The organism is Streptomyces sp. NPDC013317 (assembly GCF_055563155.1).
The window spans coordinates 321,266-344,202 of sequence record NZ_JBVHDX010000005.1 but is presented as its reverse complement, the minus strand read 5'-3'; the positions used below and the strand labels follow the sequence as shown (position 1 = coordinate 344,202).

At 71.7% G+C, this 22,937-nt stretch carries 18 protein-coding genes; 6 read left to right on the top strand and 12 right to left on the bottom strand.

Annotated features, from left to right (window positions below; all coding sequences use genetic code 11):
* Window positions 1–236: 236 nt before the first annotated feature.
* The 4 genes from whiA to uvrC are packed head-to-tail and all read right to left on the bottom strand — an operon-like array spanning window position 237 to window position 5,243.
* Complete coding sequence (gene whiA, locus ACZ3IJ_RS17150; protein WP_383221133.1) at window positions 237–1,226, bottom strand: DNA-binding protein WhiA; 990 nt, start codon at window positions 1,224–1,226, stop codon at window positions 237–239.
* Complete coding sequence (locus ACZ3IJ_RS17145) at window positions 1,217–2,239, bottom strand: gluconeogenesis factor YvcK family protein (protein ID WP_391797994.1); 1,023 nt, start codon at window positions 2,237–2,239, stop codon at window positions 1,217–1,219. The genes whiA and ACZ3IJ_RS17145 overlap by 10 nt, the downstream gene beginning before the upstream one ends.
* Entirely contained in the window at window positions 2,236–3,210 is a 975-nt protein-coding gene (gene rapZ / locus ACZ3IJ_RS17140; RefSeq protein ID WP_352186292.1) for an RNase adapter RapZ, read from the bottom strand. Before rapZ ends, ACZ3IJ_RS17145 begins: the two co-directional genes overlap by 4 nt.
* On the bottom strand, window positions 3,207–5,243 hold the full coding sequence (gene uvrC, locus ACZ3IJ_RS17135; protein WP_467468919.1) for an excinuclease ABC subunit UvrC: 2,037 nt from the start codon (window positions 5,241–5,243) through the stop codon (window positions 3,207–3,209). The genes rapZ and uvrC overlap by 4 nt, the downstream gene beginning before the upstream one ends.
* Before the next feature lie 58 nt (window positions 5,244–5,301).
* Between uvrC and ACZ3IJ_RS17130 the strand changes: the two genes are divergently transcribed.
* Window positions 5,302–6,078 carry an SDR family NAD(P)-dependent oxidoreductase gene (locus ACZ3IJ_RS17130; RefSeq protein ID WP_467468917.1) on the top strand — a complete coding sequence of 259 codons (777 nt, stop codon included), beginning with the start codon at window positions 5,302–5,304 and terminating at the stop codon, window positions 6,076–6,078.
* 173 nt (window positions 6,079–6,251) lie between these two features.
* Here the strand turns inward: ACZ3IJ_RS17130 and ACZ3IJ_RS17125 are convergent, their stop codons facing one another.
* Window positions 6,252–7,031, bottom strand: a complete 780-nt coding sequence (locus tag ACZ3IJ_RS17125) for a hypothetical protein (RefSeq protein WP_467469085.1) — start codon at window positions 7,029–7,031, stop codon at window positions 6,252–6,254.
* Between the two features lie 5 nt (window positions 7,032–7,036).
* Window positions 7,037–7,633 carry a papain-like cysteine protease family protein gene (locus ACZ3IJ_RS17120; protein WP_467468915.1) on the bottom strand — a complete coding sequence of 199 codons (597 nt, stop codon included), beginning with the start codon at window positions 7,631–7,633 and terminating at the stop codon, window positions 7,037–7,039.
* 247 nt (window positions 7,634–7,880) lie between these two features.
* On the opposite strand from ACZ3IJ_RS17120, the gene ACZ3IJ_RS17115 reads away from it, so the two are divergent.
* Window positions 7,881–8,810 (top strand): hypothetical protein, encoded by a 930-nt coding sequence (locus ACZ3IJ_RS17115; RefSeq protein ID WP_467468913.1) that lies wholly within the window; start codon window positions 7,881–7,883, stop codon window positions 8,808–8,810.
* Between the two features lie 50 nt (window positions 8,811–8,860).
* Here ACZ3IJ_RS17115 and ACZ3IJ_RS17110 read toward each other — a convergent pair whose 3' ends face one another.
* The gene (locus ACZ3IJ_RS17110; protein ID WP_391797989.1) at window positions 8,861–9,286 is read right to left on the bottom strand and encodes a Rieske (2Fe-2S) protein; all 426 of its coding nucleotides are present in this window, start codon (window positions 9,284–9,286) and stop codon (window positions 8,861–8,863) included.
* A gap of 115 nt (window positions 9,287–9,401) precedes the next feature.
* Between ACZ3IJ_RS17110 and ACZ3IJ_RS17105 the strand changes: the two genes are divergently transcribed.
* Window positions 9,402–10,295 carry a carbohydrate kinase family protein gene (locus ACZ3IJ_RS17105; protein WP_467468910.1) on the top strand — a complete coding sequence of 298 codons (894 nt, stop codon included), beginning with the start codon at window positions 9,402–9,404 and terminating at the stop codon, window positions 10,293–10,295.
* Window positions 10,296–10,419: 124 nt separating this feature from the next.
* Here ACZ3IJ_RS17105 and uvrA read toward each other — a convergent pair whose 3' ends face one another.
* A complete protein-coding gene (gene uvrA / locus ACZ3IJ_RS17100) occupies window positions 10,420–13,413 on the bottom strand; it encodes an excinuclease ABC subunit UvrA (RefSeq protein ID WP_467468908.1) in 2,994 nt (997 codons plus the stop codon).
* A 187-nt stretch (window positions 13,414–13,600) separates the two neighbouring features.
* Here uvrA and ACZ3IJ_RS17095 point away from each other — a divergent pair, with 187 nt between their 5' ends.
* The 3 genes from ACZ3IJ_RS17095 to ACZ3IJ_RS17085 all read left to right on the top strand — a co-directional run bounded on the left by ACZ3IJ_RS17095 (window position 13,601) and on the right by ACZ3IJ_RS17085 (window position 16,607).
* On the top strand, window positions 13,601–14,290 hold the full coding sequence (locus ACZ3IJ_RS17095; RefSeq protein WP_467468906.1) for a maleylpyruvate isomerase family mycothiol-dependent enzyme: 690 nt from the start codon (window positions 13,601–13,603) through the stop codon (window positions 14,288–14,290).
* A 49-nt stretch (window positions 14,291–14,339) separates the two neighbouring features.
* Window positions 14,340–14,996 carry an MBL fold metallo-hydrolase gene (locus ACZ3IJ_RS17090; protein ID WP_467468904.1) on the top strand — a complete coding sequence of 219 codons (657 nt, stop codon included), beginning with the start codon at window positions 14,340–14,342 and terminating at the stop codon, window positions 14,994–14,996.
* 261 nt (window positions 14,997–15,257) lie between these two features.
* Window positions 15,258–16,607 carry an MFS transporter gene (locus tag ACZ3IJ_RS17085; protein ID WP_467469083.1) on the top strand — a complete coding sequence of 450 codons (1,350 nt, stop codon included), beginning with the start codon at window positions 15,258–15,260 and terminating at the stop codon, window positions 16,605–16,607.
* A gap of 78 nt (window positions 16,608–16,685) precedes the next feature.
* Here ACZ3IJ_RS17085 and ACZ3IJ_RS17080 read toward each other — a convergent pair whose 3' ends face one another.
* The 4 genes from ACZ3IJ_RS17080 to uvrB form a co-directional block, all read right to left on the bottom strand.
* Window positions 16,686–17,708: a TerC family protein gene (locus ACZ3IJ_RS17080; RefSeq protein ID WP_467468902.1), complete on the bottom strand. Its 1,023-nt coding sequence runs from the start codon at window positions 17,706–17,708 to the stop codon at window positions 16,686–16,688.
* 236 nt (window positions 17,709–17,944) lie between these two features.
* Window positions 17,945–19,939 carry a TerD family protein gene (locus ACZ3IJ_RS17075; protein ID WP_467468900.1) on the bottom strand — a complete coding sequence of 665 codons (1,995 nt, stop codon included), beginning with the start codon at window positions 19,937–19,939 and terminating at the stop codon, window positions 17,945–17,947.
* 105 nt (window positions 19,940–20,044) lie between these two features.
* Entirely contained in the window at window positions 20,045–20,623 is a 579-nt protein-coding gene (locus ACZ3IJ_RS17070) for a TerD family protein (protein ID WP_391797982.1), read from the bottom strand.
* Window positions 20,624–20,774: 151 nt separating this feature from the next.
* Window positions 20,775–22,913, bottom strand: coding sequence for an excinuclease ABC subunit UvrB (gene uvrB, locus ACZ3IJ_RS17065; protein ID WP_467468898.1), 2,139 nt, complete (start codon window positions 22,911–22,913; stop codon window positions 20,775–20,777).
* Between the last annotated feature and the right edge of the window lie 24 nt (window positions 22,914–22,937).

Here is a 22,937-nt window from a genome sequence, read left to right as displayed (position 1 = left end):
AAGCCCCCCTTGCTGTTGTCTGCCACGAAAGTGAACAGACGCCAGGCTGATCATCGTTCATGATCATGTCAAGGGTGCCATGCGGGCCGAACGGGTGCTGCCGGTGCCTCAGAAAGGCACCGGCAGCGGTGAGTTGAGCGACGGGGCAGGCAGAGGGCCGGTTCGGGCCGACCGGATCGGGCCGTTCGCGTCGGGCCGTCCGGATCGGTCATCCCGGGTCGGGCCGTCCGGATCGGTCAGCCGACGAGGCTGTCGTCCAGCTCCTCCGTCAGGCCGGACTCCGTTCCGGGGATGCCCAGGTCCTGCGCCCGCTTGTCGGCCATGGCCAGCAGGCGGCGGATCCGCCCCGCGACCGCGTCCTTCGTCAGCGGCGGCTCGGCGAGCGCGCCCAGCTCCTCCAGGGAGGCCTGCTTGTGCTCCATGCGCAGCCGGCCCGCGGCGGCGAGGTGCTCCGGCACCTCCTCGCCGAGGATCTCCAGGGCGCGCTGCACACGGGCGCCCGCGGCGACCGCCGCACGCGCCGAGCGGCGCAGGTTGGCGTCGTCGAAGTTGGCCAGCCGGTTCGCCGTCGCCCGGACCTCGCGGCGCATCCGCCGCTCCTCCCAGGCCAGCACCGACTCGTGCGCGCCGAGTCGGGTCAGCAGCGCCCCGATGGCGTCCCCGTCCCGGACGACCACCCGGTCCACACCCCGTACCTCACGGGCCTTCGCGGCGATGCTCAGCCGGCGCGCGGCGCCCACCAGGGCGAGCGCGGCCTCCGGACCGGGGCAGGTCACCTCCAGGGAGGAGGAGCGCCCGGGCTCGGTGAGCGAGCCGTGCGCCAAGAACGCGCCGCGCCAGGCCGCCTCGGCGTCGCAGGTGGCGCCCGAGACGACCTGCGGGGGCAGGCCGCGGATCGGGCGGCCCCGGCCGTCGACCAGGCCCGTCTGCCGGGCCAGCTGGTCGCCGCCCGCCACCACGCGCACCACGAAGCGGGAGCCGCGCCGCAGACCGCCGGGGGCCATCACGATCAGCTCCGAGCTGTGCCCGAAGATCTCCAGGATGTCCCGCTTGAGCCGACGCGCCGCCATCGCGGTGTCCAGCTCCGCCTCGATCACGATCCGCCCGCTCACCAGGTGCAGACCGCCGGCGAACCGCAGGATCGACGAGACCTCTGCCTTCCTGCAGCAGGTCCGGGTGACGGGGAGCCGGGAGATCTCGTCCTTCACCGCTGCCGTCATCGCCATGGGCCGATCCTTCCATGCATCCGAAAAATACGGTCGTACGCGGCGGCCAACAGCTCCGGATCGTGCTTCGGGAGCCCGTCGGCACGGGCCACCGGCGCCAGCTCGACCGCGGCGCCGAGCCGTTTGGCGGCGTCGGCGAGAGAGTCGCGGTCGGGCACGGCGGCCTCGTCGGCCAGCACCACGTCCAGGGCGAGTTTAGGGGCGTGTCGTCCCAAAACCTCCAAATGACGCTGCGGAGAGAACCCCTCGGTTTCTCCGGGCTGCGGCGCGAGGTTGAGCGAGAGGACCTTGCGGGCCTTGGTCTCGGTGAGCGCGTCGAGCAGTTCGGGCACGAGGAGATGCGGGATCACCGAGGAGAACCAGGAGCCGGGGCCGAGCACCACCCAGTCCGCGTCCCGGACCGCGGCGACGGCCTCGGGCACGGCCGGCGGATCGTTCGGCACGAGGTGCACCGACTGCACCTCACCCGGTGTGAGCGCCACCGTGGCCTGACCACGGACGGTGTCCACGTCGTTCGGCCGGTCCGGATCGTGCCCCCTGACCAGGGCCTGGAGCTCCAGCGGGACGGCCGACATCGGCAGCACCCTGCCGTGCGCGCCGAGCAGCTTGCCGACCAGGTCGAGAGCGAGGACATGGTCGCCCAGCTGCTCCCAGAGCGCGACGATCAGCAGATTGCCGACCGCGTGCTCGTGCAGGTCGCCCTTGGACTGGAAGCGGTGCTGGATGACCCGGGCCCAGGTCTGCCCCCAGTCGTCGTCCCCGCAGAGCGCGGCGAGCGCCTTGCGCAGGTCGCCCGGCGGCAGCACCCCCAGCTCCTCCCGGAGCCGACCGCTGGAGCCGCCGTCGTCGGCGACGGTGACGACGGCGGTCAGATCGCCCGTGATGCGGCGCAGCGCGGCGAGGGAGGCCGACAGGCCCATGCCCCCGCCGAGCGCGACGACCTTGGGCTGGGTGCCGCGCCTACGGAGCGTACGCACCGAGAGGGTGGACGTACGCCGACGGTACGGCTTCACTCGCGCCCCATGTCCCGGTGGACGACGACGGTCTCGACCCCTTCCGCTGCGAGGCGGGCGGCGAGCTTCTCGGACGTGGCGACGGAGCGGTGCTTGCCGCCCGTGCAGCCGACGGCGATGGTCACGTACCGCTTGCCCTCGCGGCGGTAGCCCGCGGCGATCAGCTGGAGCAGCTCGGTGTAGCGGTCGAGGAACTCCTTGGCCCCGGGCTGGTTGAAGACATAGGCCGAGACCTCCTCGTTGAGCCCGGTGTAGGGCCGCAGCTCGGGGACCCAGTGCGGGTTGGGGAGGAAGCGCATGTCCACGACGAGGTCGGCGTCGACGGGCAGCCCGTACTTGAACCCGAAGGACATGACGGTGGCCCGCAGCTCCGGCTCCTCCTCGCCGGCGAACTGGGCGTCCATCTTGGCGCGCAGTTCGTGGACGTTGAGGCTGGAGGTGTCGATCACCAGGTCGGCGTCGCCGCGCAGCTCGCGCAGCAGGTCGCGCTCGGCGGCGATGCCGTCGGTGATGCGGCCGTCGCCCTGGAGGGGGTGCGGCCTGCGGACCGACTCGAACCGCCGGACCAGGGCCTCGTCGGAGGACTCCAGGAAGACGATCCGCCGCGTGACCTGCTGGGCGTCGAGCGCGGCCAGGGACTCCCGCAGGGCGTCGAAGAACTGCCGGCCGCGGACGTCGACGACGACGGCGATCCGGGCGACGTTGCCCTGGGAACGGGCGCCGAGCTCCACCATGGTGGGGATCAGCGCGGGCGGCAGGTTGTCGACGACGAACCAGCCGAGGTCCTCCAGGCACTTCGCCGCGGTGGACCGGCCGGCGCCGGACATGCCGGAGATGATCACCAGCTCGGGGATGGCCGCCGTGTCGGCGGTCTCACCGGCCTCCTTCGTGCCCGTACTCACGTGTCCTGCTCCGTCTTCTCGCTGCTCTTCTTGCGTTTCTTGCTCTGTCTGGCGGTCGTGCTCGGTCATGCGGTGGTGCCCCCGTCGTCTTCCATGATCTCTCCTGTTGCCGTATTCACGGCGGGCGCGGCCGGGGCCGCCCGGGCGAGAGCCACGGCGACGGCCTCGGCCGTCTTCCTGCCCATGCCGGGCACCTCGCAGATCTGCTCGATTGTCGCCTGCCTGAGCCGCTTCACCGAGCCGAAATGCTTGATCAACGCCTGTTTGCGGGTATCGCCGAGGCCGGGGATCGCGTCCAGGGGGCTGGTCCTGATGCGCTTGTTCCGCTTCGAGCGCTGGTAGCGGATGGCGAAGTCGTGAGCCGTGTCACGTACCCGCTGGAGGAGGTAGAGACCCTCGCTGGAGCGCGGCAGGACGACCGGATCGTCGTCGCCGGGCAGCCAGACCTCCTCCAGCCGCTTGGCGAGGCCGCAGACGGCGATGTCGTCGATGCCCAGCTCGTCCAGGGCCCGCCGGGCGGCGGCGACCTGGGGCTGCCCGCCGTCGACCACGACGAGTTGCGGCGGGTACGCGAAGCGCTTGGGACGCCCGTCGTCGACCGGCACCTCACCGGAGCCGGCGGTGTCCGTGTCCGTCAGCGCGTCCACCGCGTCACCGTCCGCGTCGACGGCCACGCCCTCGGGGCCCCACTCCCCCGTCTTCTCCTTCTCGACGAGGTAGCGCTTGAAGCGCCGGCTGATCACCTCGTGCATCGAGCGGACGTCGTCCTGCCCCTCGAAGCCCTTGATCTGGAAGCGGCGGTACTCGCTCTTGCGCGGCAGCCCGTCCTCGAAGACGACCATGGACGCCACGACGTCCTGCCCCTGGAGGTGCGAGATGTCGAAGCACTCGATCCGCAGCGGCGCGGAGTCCAGGTCCAGTGCCTCGGCGATCTCCTCCAGGGCCCGGGACCGGGTCGTCAGGTCGCTGGCGCGCTTGGTCTTGTGCAGCACCAGCGCCTGCTGGGCGTTGCGCGCGACCGTCTCCATCAGGTCCTTCTTGTCGCCGCGCTGCGGGACGCGGAGGGAGACCTGCGAGCCCCGGCGGCCGCTCAGCCACTGGGTGACGGCGTCGGCGTCCTCGGGCACGGCCGGGACGAGGACCTCCCGGGGGACCGCGTCGCCGCTCTCCTCCCCGTACAGCTGCTGGAGCGCGTGCTCGACGAGGCCGGGCGTGGAGACCGCCTCCACCTTGTCGGTGACCCAGCCGCGCTGGCCGCGCACCCGCCCGCCCCGGACGTGGAAGATCTGGACGGCGGCCTCCAGCTCGTCCTCGGCGAGCGCGATCAGGTCGGCGTCGGTGGCGTCGGCCAGGACGACGGCGTTCTTCTCCATGGCGCGCCGCAGCGCCCCTATGTCGTCGCGGAGCCTGGCCGCCTTCTCGTACTCCATCTCCTCGGCCGCCTCCATCATCTGCTGCTCGAGGCGGCGGATGTACGTGCCGGTGCGGCCGGCCATGAAGTCGCAGAACTCCTCGGCCAGTTCGCGGTGCTCGTCCGGCTCGACCCGGCCCACGCAGGGGGCGGAGCACTTCCCGATGTAGCCGAGGAGGCAGGGGCGCCCGGCGGAGGCGGCGTTACGGAACACCCCGGCGGAGCAGGTCCGTACGGGGAAGACGCGGAGCATCAGGTCGACGGTCTCGCGGATGGCCCAGGCGTGGGCGTACGGACCGAAGTAGCGGACGCCCTTCTTCTTGTGGCCGCGCATGACCTGGACGCGGGGGAACTCCTCGTTCAGGGTCACCGCGAGATAGGGATAGCTCTTGTCGTCGCGGTACTTGACGTTGAACCGGGGGTCGAACTCCTTGATCCAGGAGTACTCCAGCTGGAGCGCCTCGACCTCGGTCGAGACCACGGTCCATTCCACCGAGGCGGCCGTGGTGACCATCGTGGCCGTGCGCGGGTGCAGGCTCGCGAGCGGCTGGAAGTAGTTCGCCAGCCGCTGACGCAGGGACTTCGCCTTCCCGACGTAGATCACCCGGCGGTGCTCGTCGCGGAACTTGTAGACCCCCGGCGAGTCGGGGATCTGCCCCGGCTTGGGGCGGTAGCTGGAGGGGTCGGCCATGCTCCCCACCCTACTGGCGGGGGCCGACACTCAGACCGCGTGCGCTCGTTGGCCGGACATGACGACGGAGACGACGGAACGGGCGACGCGGCGGCTCGCGGGCCGGGTGTGCGTGATCACGGGGGCGGCCAGCGGAATCGGGCGGGCGACGGCGCTGCGGTTCGCACGCGAGGGCGCGCGGGTGGTGGCCACGGACGTGAACGCGGAGCGGCTGGCGACGCTGGGTGACGACCCCGGCATGGCGACGGTGGTCGGGGACGTGGCGAGGGAGGAGGACGCCCGTCGGATGATCACGACGGCGGTGGAGCGCTTCGGACGGCTCGACGTCCTGGTGGCGAACGCCGGGGTGATCCCGCTCTCGGACGTCACGGAGGCGACCGGCGAGGACTGGGACCGGGTCATGGCCGTGGACGGCAAGGGCATGTTCCTGACCTGCAAGTACGCGATCGAGGTCATGGCCGGGCAGGAGAGCGGCGGGGCGATCGTCTGCACCTCGTCGATCTCCGGGGTGGCGGGCCAGGCCCGCCAGGCGGTCTACGGCCCGGCGAAGTTCGTGGCCTCGGGGCTGACGAAGCACCTGGCGGTCGAGTGGGCGGGGCGCGGGATCCGCGTCAACGCGGTGGCGCCGGGCACGATCGAGACGGAGCGGGTCGCGGCGGCCCGCACGGAACCGGGCGGGCCGGAGTACCTCTCGGAGATCGTCGAGCTGCACCCCATGCACCGCTTCGGCACCCCGGACGAGGTGGCGGCGGCCATCCTCTTCCTGGCCTCGGACGAGGCGTCCTTCATCACGGGTGTGGTCCTGCCGGTGGACGGCGGCTACCTGGCCCGCTGAGCGCGGGGGCGGGCCGCTGCGCGGGCCCGTTCCCCACCCCGCCCTTCCCGTGACCGGGGCTGTGCCCCGGATCCCAGCCGGTCCGGCGCTCCCGGACACGGCCGAGGGCCGTACGGGGGCCTGGGGGCTCGCCCCCGGTTCGGGAAGGCGCGGGGTGGGGAGACGAACGGGCTCTACGCGCCGCCGCTCAGACGGGCCCGGCGGCGCCACGCACGCGTGGCGATCAGGCCCAGGGCCAGTGCCGCGCCCGCGCCCGCCGTGGCGGACGCCGCCGTGCCCCAGGACTCGTCCTGGGCCGCGGCAGGCTCGTCGTAGCCGCCGGCCGCGCCCTTCCGCGCGTACGCGGAGGTCGGCAGCTTGTCCCCGTACGCCTGCACGACCCGTTCCCGGTACGCGCCGAGGCTCGTCCCGTTCCGGCCCACCGCCCGCACCGCGTCCTCGTCCAGCGGCAGCACCTTCGCGCCCTTCTGGACGTACCACGCGTCGATCTGCGGCTCGCGGAAGACGATCCCGCCGGGCAGGGCCCGCGCGCCCTGCGCCGCGTACCGGATCTCGTCGTCGCCGGTGGCGATGTTCACCACCTGCCACGCTCCGTCCGCCCCCCGCGCGGTCCACAGCGAGGCGGTCTGCCCGTCCGAGGCGACCGCCTTGCTCGCGTGGAACTCGACGCGGGCGACGGGCGCCCCCGCCTTCCCGGCCACGAAGTCCGGGGACAGAACCCGTACGGGGACGGACGCGCCCTCGATCCGGGGCCGCGCCGCCGCCCGTGCGACGGCTCCGTCGCGGGCGAAGAACCGGGAGAGCGTGTCCAGGGTCGCGGGGGCGGACGCCGCCTTCTCCGGCGTCGGCGCCGGAGGAGGCGTACCGGCCGCGACGGCCGGAACGGCGCCGAGGGCGACGAGGGCGGCGGCGGACAGGAGTCCGGCGCCGGCCGCGCGTACGTGCACCTTCATCGTCGTCACGCCCCTATCCGGTAGAGCGAGTGGGTCCAGGAGAACGACCCGTTCTCCACGTACCAGGCGTGCGAGGCCCAGTTGTAGCGGTCGCTGGAGGGCCAGGGGTCGCCCCAGTACACCCAGCTGTTCGCGTCGTCGTAGCCGTAGATCACGTGCATGTGACCACCGCCGCTCGCCCACTGGATCCGTGTCTCGACCGGGCGGTCGGCGTTGATCTCGGTCTGCACGGTCGAGTAGCGCAGCCAGCCCGTCACGTACGAGCCGGGGTTGACGCCCGCCCAGCGCAGGCCGGTCTGCACGTTGCCGAGCGTGGCCTGGTTGTTGGGGCAGTCGTAGCCCTGCGGGCGGTTGAAGGCGGCGTTGCAGAACTGGTTCTGGCTGTAGTTCCGGCCGAACCACGTGGCGATCGTGTTGCCGCCGGCGGCCCAGCACCAGTTGGTCTTCTGCTGTGCCTGCATGGTGATGTTCAGTCGCTTGTACGCGAGGGACGCTTGGGTGGAGACGTCCTCGCCCGTCGGCGCGGCGGTCGCCGACGTCATGGGGAGCAGGAAGAGGGCGGCAGCGGCGAGCGCCGCCAAGGACAGCTTTCTACTGCGCATCGCGTTCCTCCCGAGACGGGGGGTGTGGGGATGTGTGGGGGTGTGGGGGGTGGAGGAGCGCGTCCGGACGCTGCCCTGGAGCATCGAACGTTGTCCGGATCGGGTCAACACGCTTCAATGCGGGGTGACGGCGGCCTGTGAACGGTGTGACCCGGTTGTGAACACACGCCCTGCCGTCACCTGCGGGCGCGCCCCCGGCGGCACGGCGGCCCGCCCCCTTCACCGTGAACGTTCACTGAGGAGTCCCGTGGGGCACACCGAGGCCGATCTGGCGCAGTTGCTGCACACCGGGCCGTTCCATCTGGCGCTGCGCACGGCCTTCGCGGTGCGCGGGCTGCCGCTCCAGCGGGTGCAGCACCATCTCGCCCACCGGGGGGTCAAGGTCGGGGTGACCAGCCTCAGTTACTGGCAGCAGGGCGCCCGCCGACCACAGCGACCGGAGTCGATGAAGGCGGTCCGCGCGCTGGAGGAGGTGCTGCAGCTGCCCGGGAACTCGCTGATCCGCCTGCTGGCCGAGGACGCGGCGGCGCGTGGTGACGTGGAGCGGCCGGCCGCCCGCTCGTACCGCTCGCTGGTGGAGGCGTCGGGGGCGGTGGAGGAGCTGCTCGCCGGCCTGGAGTCGCCGGTCGACGGGGGGCTGCACACGGTCGGCCACCACGAGCGGGTGCGGATCGGAGCGGGGCGGGAACTGGTGGGACGGGACTCCCAGCACGTGGTGCGGGCGCACCGGGACGGGATCGACCGCTATCTGGCCATCCACCACGGCGATCCGGGCTGCGACCCGTCGCGGGTGGTGGTGCATGCGACGGAGAACTGCCGGACGGGGCGGGTGCGGTGGCACGCCGAGACGGGTGTGCTCGTCGCGGAGCTGCTGTTCGACGCACGGCTGCGGGCCGGGGACACGTACCTCTTCGGCTACGGCTTCGAGGACGGCACCGGCGGTCCGAGCGGGGAGTACGTCCGGGGGTTCAGCTTCGCGGGCGGGCAGTACGTGCTGCAGGTGCGGTTCGACGAGGCGGCACTGCCGGTACGGTGCCGGCGCTTCGCCCAGGCGTCGGCGGGCGCGGCGCGCGGTGGTCGCTCGGATCTGACACTGAGCGGGCGGCACCGCGCGGTGCACCTGGTGGAGCAGGGCGTACGCCCGGGGCTCCTGGGGATCGACTGGGACTGGTCGTAGGCGCCGGGACTGCTCGTAGACGCGGTCGGCGCCCTGCTCCCGCCGGGCTCCTACGCCTCCGGGCCCGCGACGAGCTTGCCGCCCTCGACGCGGACCGGGACCTCGGGGAGCGGGACCGTCGCCGGGCCCTGGAGGGCCTTGCCGGTGGTCACGTCGAAGCGGCTGCCGTGGCAGGGGCAGTTGCCCTCGTTGTTCTCGATCTTGTCGAGGACGCAGCCCGCGTGGGTGCACTGGGCGCTGAAGGCCTTGTAGCGGCCCTCGGCCGGGCAGCTCACCAGAACGCGCTGTTCGCGGTAGAGCTTGGCGCCGCCGACGGGCACCTCCTCGGGGGCTCCGAGGGTCACCGGGGCGGTCGGCGTGGGGACCTGGGCGTGTCCGAGCTTGGAATCCGTGGAGCAGGCGGCGACACCCAGCCCGGCGGCACCGGCGAGCGCGGCGCCCTTCAGTACGGTGCGGCGGCTGGACTGGCCGGACATGAGCGCTCCACGGTGCGATCGGGACATGGGGTGACCGAACCGACGATACCGGCGCCTCCGCACGAGCCTGCGAGGGGGCTGTCATGGCCGGTGGGGCATGGGTTACGTTCACGGCGTGATCGTCGTCGCCGGTGAGTCCCTGATCGATCTGGTCCCCGACGGTGCCGCCGCCGGGCCGCTGTCCGCGCTGGTACCCGTCAGGGGCGGGGGGCCGTACAACACCGCCGTGGCCCTCGGCCGGCTGGGCGCCAGGGTCGCCTTCTGCTCGCGGGTCTCGACGGACCCGTTCGGCGAGGCGCTGATGAGCGGGCTGCGTGAGGCGGGGGTGGAGACCGGGCTCGTCCAGCGCGGCCCGGAGCCGACGACGCTGGCGGTCGCCTCGGTGGGCGCGGACGGCTCGGCGGAGTACGGCTTCTACGTCGAGGGCACGGCCGACCGGCTCTTCGCGCTGCCGGAGCGGCTGCCGGACGGGGTGCGGGCGGTCGCGTTCGGCACGTGCTCGCTGGCCCTCGAACCGGGTGCGAGCGCGTACGAGGCGCTGTTGCGGCGGGAGGCGGAGCGCGGGGCGCTGACGCTGCTCGACCCCAACATCCGCCCGGGCCTGATCCCGGACGCGGCCGCCTATCGTGAGCGCTTCGCGTCCTGGCTGCCGTACGTCTCGCTGCTGAAGCTCTCGGAGGAGGACGCGGCCTGGCTGGGCTCGACGCCGGAGCGCTGGCTGGAGCGCGGGCCTTCGGCGGTCGTCCTGACCCGGGGTTCGGCGGGCCTGACGGTCCACACCCCGTCCTCCGAGGTGTCGGTCCCGGCGGTACCGGTCGAGGTCGCGGACACGATCGGTGCGGGCGACACGGTGAACGCGGCGCTCCTGCACGGCCTGGGCGACCGCCCGGTGCACTCCCTGGACGCGGAGGCGTGGACCGCGCTCCTGACGTACGCGGCGAAGGCGGCCGCCCTCACCTGCACCCGCCCGGGCGCGGAACCTCCGTACGCGCACGAGCTGGGCACGTAGCCCGCAAAGCCTGTCAGGTGGCCCGCAGGCCTGGCAGGCGGCCCGGACCCGGGGGCGCGCCCCGGTCCGGGAAGGGAGAGAGCGGGGCGGGGGAAGGCCCTCGCGGGCCCCCACCCCGGTTCCGTCACGCCTTGCGCGCCCGCGCCGCCGTCTTCTTGGCCGCGGCCTTCTTCGCGGGTGCGGCCACCTTCTTCGCCGCCGTCTTCTTCGCGGGGGCCTTCTTCGCGGAGCCGGACGCCTTGCGCGCCGCGGGCACGGTCGCGTCGCTGACGCGGTCGGCGCCCAGGATCTCGCGGAGGAACTTGCCGGTGTGGCTCGCCGGGACCGAGGCGACCTCCTCCGGCGTGCCCTCGGCGATCACCAGACCACCGCCGCTGCCGCCTTCCGGGCCCATGTCGATGACCCAGTCCGCGGTCTTGATGACATCGAGGTTGTGCTCGATGACGATCACCGAGTTCCCCTTGTCGACCAGACCCGAAAGGACCTTGATCAGCTTCGAGATGTCCTCGAAGTGCAGACCCGTCGTCGGCTCGTCCAGGACGTAGACCGTGCGTCCCGTCGACCGCTTCTGGAGCTCGGAGGCGAGCTTCACGCGCTGCGCCTCACCTCCCGAGAGCGTCGGCGCGGACTGGCCGAGGCGGACGTACCCGAGCCCGACCTCGTTGAGCGTGCGCAGGTGGCGCGCGATGGTCGGGACCGCCTCGAAGAAGTCCAGGGCCTCCTCGATCGGCATGTCCAGGACCTCGGCGATGGACTTGCCCTTGTAGTGGACCTCCAGGGTCTCCCGGTTGTACCGGGCGCCGTGGCAGACCTCGCACGGGACGTACACGTCCGGCAGGAAGTTCATCTCGATCTTGATCGTGCCGTCGCCGGAGCAGTTCTCGCAGCGGCCGCCCTTGACGTTGAAGGAGAACCGGCCCGGCAGATAGCCGCGGACCTTCGCCTCCATCGTCTCGGCGAACAGCCTGCGGACGTGGTCGAAGACCCCGGTGTACGTCGCCGGGTTCGACCGCGGGGTGCGGCCGATCGGCGACTGGTCGACGTGCACGACCTTGTCGACGAGGTCGTCGCCGTCCACGCGCGTGTGCCGGCCGGGCACCGACTTGGCGCCGTTGAGCTCGCGCGCCAGGTGCGTGTAGAGGATGTCGTTGACCAGCGTCGACTTGCCGGATCCGGAGACTCCGGTGACGGCGGTGAGGACGCCCAGCGGGAACGAGACGTCGATGTCGCGCAGGTTGTTCTCCCGGGCGCCGTGCACGGTGAGCCGGCGCGAGGGGTCCACGGGGCGGCGGATGTCCGGCATCCCGATGGCCCTGCGCCCCGAGAGGTACTGCCCGGTCACCGACTCCTTGTTTGCGAGCAGCTCCTTCAAGGGGCCGGAGTGGACGACCTTGCCGCCGTGCTCACCGGCGCCGGGGCCGATGTCGACGACCCAGTCGGCCACGTTGATGGTGTCCTCGTCGTGCTCGACGACGATGAGCGTGTTGCCCATGTCCCGGAGCCGGACCAGGGTCTCGATGAGCCGGTGGTTGTCGCGCTGGTGGAGACCGATGGAGGGCTCGTCCAGGACGTAGAGCACGCCGACCAGACCCGAGCCGATCTGGGTGGCGAGCCGGATGCGCTGGGCCTCGCCGCCCGAGAGCGTGCCGGCCGCGCGATTGAGGGAGAGGTAGTCGAGACCGACGTCGACGAGGAACCGGAGGCGCTCGTTGACCTCCTTCAGGACCCGCTCGGCGATCTTCTTGTCACGGGCGTTGAGCTTCAGCCGGCCGAGGAAGTCGGCGCACTCGCTGATCGACATCGCGGCGACCTCGGCGATGGACCTCTCCATGACCGTGACGGCGAGGACGATCGGCTTCAGTCGGGTTCCCTCACAGGTGGGGCAGGGCACCTCGCGCATGTAGCCCTCGAAGCGCTCACGGCTGGAGTCGCTCTCGGCCTCGCTGTGCCGCCGCTTGACGAAGGAGACGGCGCCTTCGAAGGCCGGGGTGGTGTACGCCCGCTCCCGTCCGTACCGGTTGCGGTAGCGGACCTCGACCTGGGTCTTATGCCCGTACATCAGGGCCTTCTTGGCCCGTGCGGGGAGCGCGGCGTAGGGCAGGTCCGTACGGAAGCCGAGGGCCTGGGAGAGGCCGCCGATGAGCCGGCCGAAGTACTCCTTGGTGTGGCCGTGGGACCAGGGGTGGATCGCGCCCTCGTCGAGCGAGCGGTCCTCGTCCGGGACGATCAGGTCGGGGTCGACCTCCATGCGCGTGCCGATGCCGGTGCAGTCCGGGCAGGCGCCGAACGGCGAGTTGAAGGAGAAGGAGCGGGGCTCGAGCTCCTCGAAGGACAGGTCGTCGTACGGGCAGTAGAGGTGCTCCGAGTACATCCGCTCGCGCTCGGGGTCGTCCTCGGCGAGGTCGACGAAGTCGAGCACGACCATGCCGCCCGAGAGCCCGAGGGCGGTCTCCACGGAGTCGGTGAGCCGGCGCTTGGCGCTGTCCTTCACGGTGAGGCGGTCGACGACCACCTCGATCGTGTGCTTCTCCTGCTTCTTCAGGGTCGGCGGCTCGCTGAGCTGGACGGTCTGCCCGTCCACCCGCGCCCGGCTGTACCCCTTGGTCTGGAGGTCGGCGAAGAGGTCGACGAACTCGCCCTTGCGCTCGCGCACGAGCGGGGAGAGGACCTGGAACCGGCTGCCCTCGGGCAGCTCCAGGACCTTGTCGACGATGGCCTGGGGCGACTGGCGCGAGATCGGGCGGCTGCACTCCGGACAGTGCGGCTTGCCGATACGGGCGAAGAGGAGGCGGAGGTAGTCGTAGACCTCCGTGATGGTGCCGACCGTCGAGCGCGGGTTGCGCGAGGTCGACTTCTGGTCGATGGAGACGGCGGGCGAGAGCCCCTCGATGAAGTCGACGTCCGGCTTGTCCATCTGACCGAGGAACTGCCGGGCGTACGAGGAGAGCGACTCGACGTACCGACGCTGTCCCTCGGCGAAGATCGTGTCGAACGCGAGGGAGGACTTGCCCGACCCGGACAGCCCGGTGAAGACGATCAGGGAGTCGCGGGGGAGGTCGAGCGAGACGTTCTTGAGGTTGTGCTCGCGAGCGCCACGAACGATGAGACGGTCGGCCACGCCGGTCCGCACCTTTCTTGAGAGAGCGGAGGCACAGAGTGCGGGTCACAGATATGCCTGGATGGTCCTGAGTACCCAACAACCAAGGATGCCGGATGCTTCCATCGAGCCTATAGCACGCACATTCGATTTCCGGCCTCACTCCGACCGCTTCACCCGAACGAGTGGCGGCGCTAGGGTCGGCCCCATGATCGACCATGTGCGTGACCTGGACTCTGTACGTGAAGCGACCGAGCGGCTCCTGAGCGCAGCCGCCTCCCTGGACAACGCGGCCGTCGCCGAGCCGTCACGGCTTCCCGGCTGGACCCGCGGCCATGTCCTGGCCCACATCGCCCGCAACGCCGACGCCCTGGTGAACGTTCTCCAGGGCCGGCCGATGTACGCCGACGCCGCCACCCGCGACGCCGACATCGAGCGGGACGCCCCCCGCCCGGCCGCCGAGCAGCTCGCCGACCTCCGCGAGACGGGCGAGCGCTTCCAGGCCGTGGGCGCCGAGCCCGCCGACTGGCAGCGGATCGTGGAGCTGCGCAACGGCGTCACCGACCGGGCGGCGCGGGTGCCCTTCCGCCGCTGGGTCGAGGTCGCCCTGCACCACGTCGACCTGGGAATCGGCTACGAGCTGGAGGATCTGCCGGAGGAGTTCGTCCTGCGGGAGATCGACTTCCTCGCGGAGCGGTTCGCCGGCCACAAGGACGTCCCGTCGACCGGCCTCCGGTCGGAGAGCGGCGAGATGTGGACGACCGGCGGCGGGGCCGACGGCGGCTCGGTGGCCGTCTCGGGTCCCGCTCCCGAGCTGCTCGGCTGGCTCGCGGGCCGTCGCGACGGCGCCGCCCTCAAGGTGGAAGGCGGCGCGCTTCCGCAGCTCCCGGCCCTGTAGTCCCGGCCGTTGGGGCCCGTCCGTCGGTGCCCGGCGATAGGCTGAGCCCATGACGTACAGCGGAGCGGTGAAGGTCGGCGGGCCCGCCGATGTGCACGAACTGACGGACCTGATGATCTCCAAGGTCGCGGTCGGTCCGATGGACAACAACGCGTATCTGCTGCGCTGCCGGGCGACCGGCGAGCAGCTGCTGATCGACGCGGCCAACGAGGCCGAGACGCTCCTCACGCTGATCGGTGACGACGGCATCGCGTCCGTCGTCACCACCCACCAGCACGGAGACCACTGGCAGGCGCTCGCCGAGGTGGTCGCGGCGACCGGGGCGCGGACGTACGCGGGGGCGTACGACGCCGAGGGCATCCCGGTCCCGACGGACGTCCGGGTCGAGGACGGCGACACGGTCAGGGTCGGCCGGGTGGAGCTGACCGCCCGCCGGCTGGTCGGGCACACGCCCGGCTCGATCGCGCTGGTCTACGACGACCCGCACGGCCACCCGCACGTCTTCACCGGCGACTGCCTGTTCCCGGGCGGCGTCGGGAACACCTGGAAGGACCCGAAGGCCTTCGCGAGCCTGATCGAGGACGTGGAGACCAAGCTCTTCGCCGTGCTGCCGGACGAGAGCTGGGTCTACCCGGGCCACGGCAAGGACACCACGCTCGGTGACGAGCGCCCGCACCTGCCGGAGTGGCGCGCACGCGGCTGGTGACACCTCGGGGGCGGTCGTGACGGGCGGGCGCGCGGGTCGTTGCGACCGCCCCCGCCCCCGCCGACCTGGGGAGGCGCGCGGCCCGCGGCCGCGTGCTCCCGCACGCCCCCGTAACTCCGGTGGACGCCGGGTAGTTGGCGGGACATGCACCACGGTCACTCTCCGCGTCCGCCGACACCCCCGGACCCCCCGCCGCCTCCGGGCGACCGGGTGGCCCCCGACGCCGCGGCCGAAGCCCCTGCGGCCGCCGACGGCCCCTCCATGGGGAGGGTCGCCCTCGCGTCGCTCGTGGGCACGGCCATCGAGTTCTTCGACTTCTTCGTCTACGGGACCGCCGCCGCGCTCGTTCTCGGGCCGCTCTTCTTCCCGACCTTCTCCCCCGTCGCCGGGACCCTGGCCGCCTTCGGCACCTTCGCCGTGGGTTTCCTCTCCCGGCCGCTCGGCTCCGTGCTCTTCGGACATGTCGGCGACCGGTACGGGCGGCGCCCGGTCATGTTCGCCTCGCTCGTGCTGACCGGCTGTGCCACGGTCGCGGTCGGCCTGGTCCCGACGTACGCGACGATCGGCATCACCGCCCCCGTCCTGCTGCTCGTACTGCGCTTCCTGCAGGGGCTCGGCCTGGGCGGCGAGTGGGGCGGGGCGGTCCTGCTCACCGCCGAGCACGCCCCGGAGCGGCGGCGGGCGCTGTGGGCCAGCTTCCCGCAGGTCGGCCCATCCGTCGGCTTCCTGCTGGCGAACGGGGTGATGCTGGCGCTGTCCGCCGCGCTGACCGACGCCCAGTTCCGGGAGTGGGGCTGGCGCGTGCCGTTCTGGGCGGCCGGGCTGCTCGCGATCGGCGGGCTGCTGCTGCGCTCCTCGCTCGCCGAGACACCGCAGTTCCAGGAGCTCAGCGCGACCGGACGGCGGGCGAGCGCCCCGCTCGCCGAGGTGGCGCGTGACCACTGGCGGCTCGTCCTGCTCACCGCCGGAGCCCTCGCCGTCGGCTACGCGGTGTTCTACACGGTCTCCACCTGGGCCCTCGCCTACGGCACCGAGCGACTCGGGGTCGACCGTACGACCATGCTGATCTGCATCATGGCGGCCGTGGCGATCAAGGGCGCCACGACACCGCTGGCGGCGATCCTGGGCGACCGGTACGGCCGTCGTCCGCTCTGTCTCGCCGGCTGCGCGGCCTCCGCCGCCTGGATGTTCCCCATGGTCGCCCTGCTGCACACGGGGCGGCCGGTGCTCATGTTCCTCGGATTCCTGGGCGCCCTGCTCGCGTTCATCACCATGTTCGCGGTGGTCGCCGCGTACCTCCCGGAGCTCTACGAGCCGAGGGTGCGCTGCACGGGAGCGGCGGTCGGCTACAACCTGGCGGGCGTCCTGGGCGGGGCGCTGACACCGATCCTGGCGACGGCGCTGTCCGGGGGCTCGGGGCCGCCCTGGGGCGTGGCGGCGTATCTGACGGTGGTGGCGCTGCTGAGCCTGGTCTGCTTCGCGCTGCTGCCGGAGACGCTGCCGGCCTCGGCCTCGGCCCGGGCGAAGGCGCCGGCGAACGCGTCGGCGAAGACGTCGGCGAACGCGTCGGCCAAGACGTCGGCGGAGGCTGCGGCGGAGGTGTCCGCGTAGGAAAGCACCGCGGCCGGTGCGAACGGTGGTGTGCCGCTCGCACCGGCCGCGGTGCGTGGTTCTCCGTGCCGTACGCCGTCAGGCGCCGACGCTGTCCTTCTCGGTCTCCCCGGCCTCCGCGGCGGGGATCTCGGAGGCAGCCTCGGCGGCCTCGCGCTCCGCCTGCTTCCTGGAGGCGATCAGGCTGGTGATCGTCGTGATGACCAGGACGCCGCCGATGACCGAAAGCGAGAACGGGATGGAGATCTCGGGGACGTGGACCCCGGACTCGTGCAGGGCGTGCAGTACCAGCTTCACGCCGATGAAGCCGAGGATCACCGACAGGCCGTAGCTGAGGTGGACCAGCTTCTTCAGCAGGCCGCCGATCAGGAAGTACAGCTGACGCAGACCCATGAGGGCGAAGGCGTTGGCGGTGAAGACGATGTACGGGTCCTGGGTCAGGCCGAAGATCGCCGGGATCGAGTCGAGGGCGAACAGGACGTCCGTCGTGCCGATGGCGAGCATGACGACCATCAGCGGCGTCAGCACCCGCTTGCCGTTGACCTTGATGAAGAGCTTCGTGCCGTGGTACTTGTCCGCGACGCCGAACCGCTTCTCGACCGACTTGAGGAGACGGTTCTCCTCCCACTCGTCCTCGTCGTCGCCGGCCCGCGCCTCCTGGATGAGCTTCCAGGCGGTGTAGATCAGGAACGCGCCGAAGATGTAGAAGACCCAGGAGAAGCTGGCGATGATCGTGGCGCCGGCGGCGATGAAGATCGCGCGCAGGACCAGGGCGATCAGCACACCCACGAGCAGCACGCGCTGCTGGAGGTGGGAGGGCACCGAGAACTTCGCCATGATCAGCACGAAGACGAAGAGGTTGTCGACACTGAGCGACTTCTCGGTGATGAATCCGGCGAAGAACTCGCCGGACGCCTGACCGTTGCCGAAGAAGGCCAGGCCGACGCCGAAGAGCACGGCGAGCACGATCCAGACGATCGTCCAGATTCCGGCTTCCTTGACCGACACGTCATGGGGCTTGCGCCCGATGAAGAAGTCGATCGCGATGAGGGCGCTCAGACCGAGAATGGTCAGCACCCAGAGAGTCGTCGAAACGTCCACTGCGCCTCCGGCGTCGTACGGCTACTTGATCAGCGTCGTCGCTGCCGGAGGTCTCTTCCACCCGGGCCGTCCGCGCGGGACGGGCCGGGCCGGCGCCCCGGGATCGACCCCGCTCGGGGTGCGTCCGTATTGACGGGAACGCCGCACATGGGGAGTACTCCCCTCCGCGCCGAGAAGACTACCCGAAGAACCAAGAAAAGGTAAAGGCTAGGGTAAAGAGCCCCCAAAGCAGCAGGTCAGCGGCCCCACTGCCGTCGTGCCTCGGCCACCTGCGCGAGGACCTGCGGCAGTATCCGGCTCCCCGACGGGAAGAGTGGCGGCTCGTACGTCCAGGCGTGGCCGACCCAGGGATCGGCGAGGTGGTCGTCCGGTACGGGAGTGAGCCGCAGCAGCGACCGCCACAGCGGGTCGAGCACCGGGCCGTACGCGGAGGCGTCCTCGCGGTCGGCGACCATCAGCAGATGCACCCCGACCGCCGGGCCCTCGTCCGCGAGGTAGCGGAGCTGGTTGACCGCCCGGTCGTCGAAGCCGTGCGGGAAGTCGTGGACGATCAGCAGCTGCTCGGCCGTGTCCATGCCCGGCGGCAGCGCGTCGGGGGCGCCGGCCCGCAGCGCCATCTGGACCAGGTCCACGCGCTCGGTGAGCTGGGCGAGGACGGCCGTGACCCCGGCCGCTCCGGCCGCCGGCGGTCCCCCGAGGACCCCGGCCTCGACGAGCGGCGCGAGCGCCGTCGTGCCCGAGCCCGCCGCGTCGACGACATGGACCGTGAACTCACCCGGCGGGTACACCGCGAGCAGTCGCGCCGCGTGCGCGACGGCGGTGTCCAGCGCGAGCCGGCGCAGCTCGGCCTCGTCGAGCAGCCCGGCCGCCTCGGACCGCCCGCGTCCGGAGTCCACCCACAAGCCGCGCTCCAGCGGGAGCCTCACCAGCATCGGGATGCGCAGATCCGTGCGCTCGGGGAGGTGGAGGTCGCCCAGGCGCAGCGCCATGGGGGCCTCCATGGGGACGCGGTAGGCGTGCCAGACGGGGTTGTCCCAGCGGGCGTAGGCAGGCGGCAGCGCCGGTTCGACGACCTCGGACTCCGCGGCGAGCTGGGCGAGGTCCCGGTCCAGGACCTCCTGGGCGCGGCCGGTGAGCTCGTCGTGTCTGGCGCGGGCCGCCTCGCGGGCGGCGTCCCCGGCGCCGCCGATGCGACTGCGCGGGTCGGAGAGCACGCCGTCGAGCTCCTTGTCGAGCCGGGACTCGGCGAAGTCGCACGCACTGCGGTACGCGGCGGTGGTGCGGGCCAGGTCCTCGAACATGCCCCAGACCTGGTTGTAGAGCCGCTCGTCCATGGACCAGCCGCCGGCGTCCCCGGCGACGGGGACGGGGGGTGCCTGCCGGGGGTCGGGCTCGGGCGCGGCCGTACGGCGGCCCGGATGGGCATAGCTGATGGGGCCGCCGTGCGTGGTCCCTCCGCCCGTGGTCCCGTCGCCCGTGCTCCCGCCGGACGGGGCCGGGTTGGACGACGCCGGTGTGGAGGGCAGCGGCGTGGAGGGCAGTGGTGGAGGCGGCGGGGGCACCGGCAGTGTGGGGGCCGAGTCCGCGGCAGCCGTCGTCTCCGGAGCGGCCGCCGGTGCCGAGTGGCGTACGCGCTCGGTCTCGGGGACGCGCGGGGGCGGGGCGGAGACCGAGCGGGCCAGCCCCCTGGCGACGGCCTCCAGGATCGTGGCGGCCAGATCGGCGGGGCGCTCGAGGCCCTGGTCGCCGAGCATGGCGGCGAGACCGCCCTCGTACCCCTGGCCCATCGCCCGCACCTTCCAGGTGCCCTGACGGCGGTACAGCTCCAGGGCGACGACGGCCGACTCACGGTCCAGGCCGGTGATCGTGTAGGAGGCGATCTCGGTGCCGTCGAGGCCGGTGACGGCGACGAAGGGGGCGGCGACGGTGCCGAAGCGGGTCGGGCCGCCGACGCCGACGGGCAGGGCGAGGAGGAGCGAGAGTCGGTGCACGGCCGCCGGGACCGCTTCGAGGTCGACGGCGAGCCGGTGGTCGGCCGCGGCCTGCTGGGAGACCTCGACCCCGGGCAGCGAGGGCGAGCCCGGGTGGGCGATCCACTCGACGCCGGGGACCCGGCCCCCCTCGTCGCCGAGGGTGGCTCCGGCGACGACCGGATGTCCGGCCGAGACCCGGATCTCCAGTCGGGTGTCGGGCAGGGGATGGTTCTGTCCCCGGACCAGCTCGACCGTCATCGGCTCTGTCCCCTCAGCGTCTTCCGTGTCTTCCGTGTGGAACATGTGGGACAGCTCCCGGTGGCCTGCCGCCTCCGGGAGCTGTGGGTGCGTCCGCCGTGCCGTCTAGAGGTGCGGCAGGATCGCGGGCATCAGGTCCTGGAACGTCCGGCCGTTGGCCGGGTTGCCCAGGGCCGTCATCTTCCAGCCGGAGCCCGCCCGGTGCACCTTCGCCATGATCTGCGCGGTGTACTGGCCGCCGCCGTCCAGGGTGTAGCGCGCGAGCTCCTGGCCGTTGGTCTCGTCGACGATCCGGCAGAAGGCGTTCTGCACCTCCTGGAAAGTCTGTCCGGTGAAGGAGTTCACCGTGAAGACGATCTGGTCGATGTGGACCGGTACGCGCTGGAGGTCGACGAGGATCGACTCGTCGTCGCCGCCCTGACCGGCGCCGCCCACCAGGTTGTCACCGGTGTGCCGGACCGAGCCGTCGTCGCTCACCAGGTGGCGGAAGAAGACCACGTCCACCGGCTGCTTGTCGGCGAAGAGCACCGCGGAGGCGTCCAGGTCGACCTCGCGCGTACGCGAACCGAACAGACCGCGCCGGGGCGCCGCCTGCCAGCCGAGCCCCATCCGTACGGACGACAGGTCGCCCCCGCCCTGCTTCTCCAGGCTGATGGCCTGACCCTTGGTCATGTTGACCGTCACGCGCTGTCCCCTCTCCTAGCGATCCCCGCGGCCGCCTCGCTGTGCGTGCGGTTTCCCAGCACCCTACGCAGGGGCACTGACAACACAGCAGACGTGGTCGCGTTTTGTGTCGGTCTTGCAACACACCGGGCGTGCCGAGCAGCCCGGGAGGTCAGGCGAGTCCCGCCTCCTTCATCTGGCGCAACTCCTTCTTCAGCTCTCCCACCTCGTCACGGAGCCGGGCGGCCACCTCGAACTGCAGCTCCGCCGCGGCGGCGCGCATCCGGTCCGTCATCTCCTCGATGATCGCGGCCAGTTCGGTCGCGGGGCGGTCGCCGAGCTCGACCGTGGAACCCGCCTTGCCGCCCTTGGCCCGGCCCTTGGTCGAGTGCGCGGCGAGCGAGGGGACGGGTGCCTTGGCCCCCTTGCCGTCCTTCGCCTGCCGGTAGCCGGTGCCGAGCAGCTGCTCGGTGTCGACCTCCTCGCGGGCGATGGTGGCCACGATGTCGTTGATCTTCTTGCGCAGCGGCTGCGGGTCGATGCCGTTGGCGGTGTTGTACGCGATCTGCTTCTCGCGGCGCCGGTTGGTCTCGTCGATGGCCTTCTCCATGGCCGGCGTGACGGTGTCCGCGTACATGTGGACCTGTCCGGAGACGTTGCGCGCCGCGCGGCCGATGGTCTGGATCAGTGAGGTCCCGGAGCGCAGGAAGCCCTGCTTGTCGGCGTCGAGGATGGCGACGAGCGACACCTCGGGCAGGTCGAGACCCTCACGGAGCAGGTTGATGCCGACCAGGACGTCGTACTCGCCGGCCCGCAGCTCGCGCAGCAGCTCGATCCGGCGCAGGGTGTCGACGTCGCTGTGCAGATAGCGGACCTGGATGCCGAGCTCCAGGAAGTAGTCGGTGAGGTCCTCCGACATCTTCTTGGTGAGCGTGGTGACGAGGACCCGCTCGTCCCGCTCGGTCCGCAGCCGGATCTCGTGGACCAGGTCGTCGATCTGGCCCTCGGTGGGCTTGACGACGACCTCGGGGTCGACGAGGCCGGTGGGGCGGATGATCTGCTCCACGAAGCCGTCGCCGCGCGACAGCTCGTACGTCCCGGGGGTGGCCGAGAGGTAGACGGTCTGGCCGATCCGCTGCTGGAACTCCTCCCACTTCAGCGGGCGGTTGTCGAGCGCGGAGGGCAGCCGGAAGCCGTGGTCGACCAGGGTCCGCTTGCGGGAGGCGTCGCCCTCGTACATGGCGCCGATCTGCGGGACGGTGACGTGCGACTCGTCGATGACGAGCAGGAAGTCCTCGGGGAAGTAGTCGAGCAGCGTGTTGGGCGCGGAGCCGGGCTCGCGGTCGTCGAAGTGCATCGAGTAGTTCTCGATGCCGGAGCAGGAGCCGATCTGGCGCATCATCTCGATGTCGTACGTGGTGCGCATGCGCAGACGCTGGGCCTCCAGCATCTTGCCCTGCTTCTCCAGCTCGGCGAGGCGCGTCTCGAGCTCGCGCTCGATGCCGTTGACCGCCTTCTCCATCCGCTCGGGGCCCGCCACGTAGTGGCTGGCGGGGAAGACGTACAGCTCGCGGTCCTCGCTGATGACCTCGCCGGTGAGCGGGTGAAGCGTGGAGAGCGCCTCGATCTCGTCGCCGAACATCTCGATGCGGACGGCGAGCTCCTCGTAGACCGGGAAGATCTCGATGGTGTCGCCGCGGACGCGGAACGTGCCCCGGGCGAACGCCAGGTCGTTGCGCGTGTACTGGATGTCGACGAAACGGCGCAGGAGCTGGTCGCGGTCGATCTCCTCGCCGACCTTGAGCGGGACCATGCGGTCCACGTACTCCTGGGGCGTGCCGAGGCCGTAGATGCAGGAGACAGAGGCGACCACGACCACGTCCCTGCGGGTGAGCAGCGAGTTCGTCGCGGAGTGGCGGAGCCGCTCGACCTCCTCGTTGATCGAGGAGTCCTTCTCGATGTAGGTGTCCGACTGCGGGACGTACGCCTCGGGCTGGTAGTAGTCGTAGTACGAGACGAAGTACTCGACCGCGTTGTTCGGCAGGAGCTCGCGGAACTCGTTGGCCAGCTGGGCGGCCAGCGTCTTGTTCGGCGCCATCACCAGGGTGGGGCGCTGCAGCTTCTCGATCATCCACGCGGTGGTCGCGGACTTTCCGGTGCCGGTCGCGCCGAGGAGGACGACGTCCTTCTCGCCGGCGCGGACGCGCCGGTCGAGGTCGGCGATCGCCGTCGGCTGGTCGCCGCTGGGCTGGTAGGGACTGACGACCTCGAAGGGCGCCACCGTACGTTCGATCTGGGAAACGGGCCGCATGGAACCACCGTACGACCCCCCACT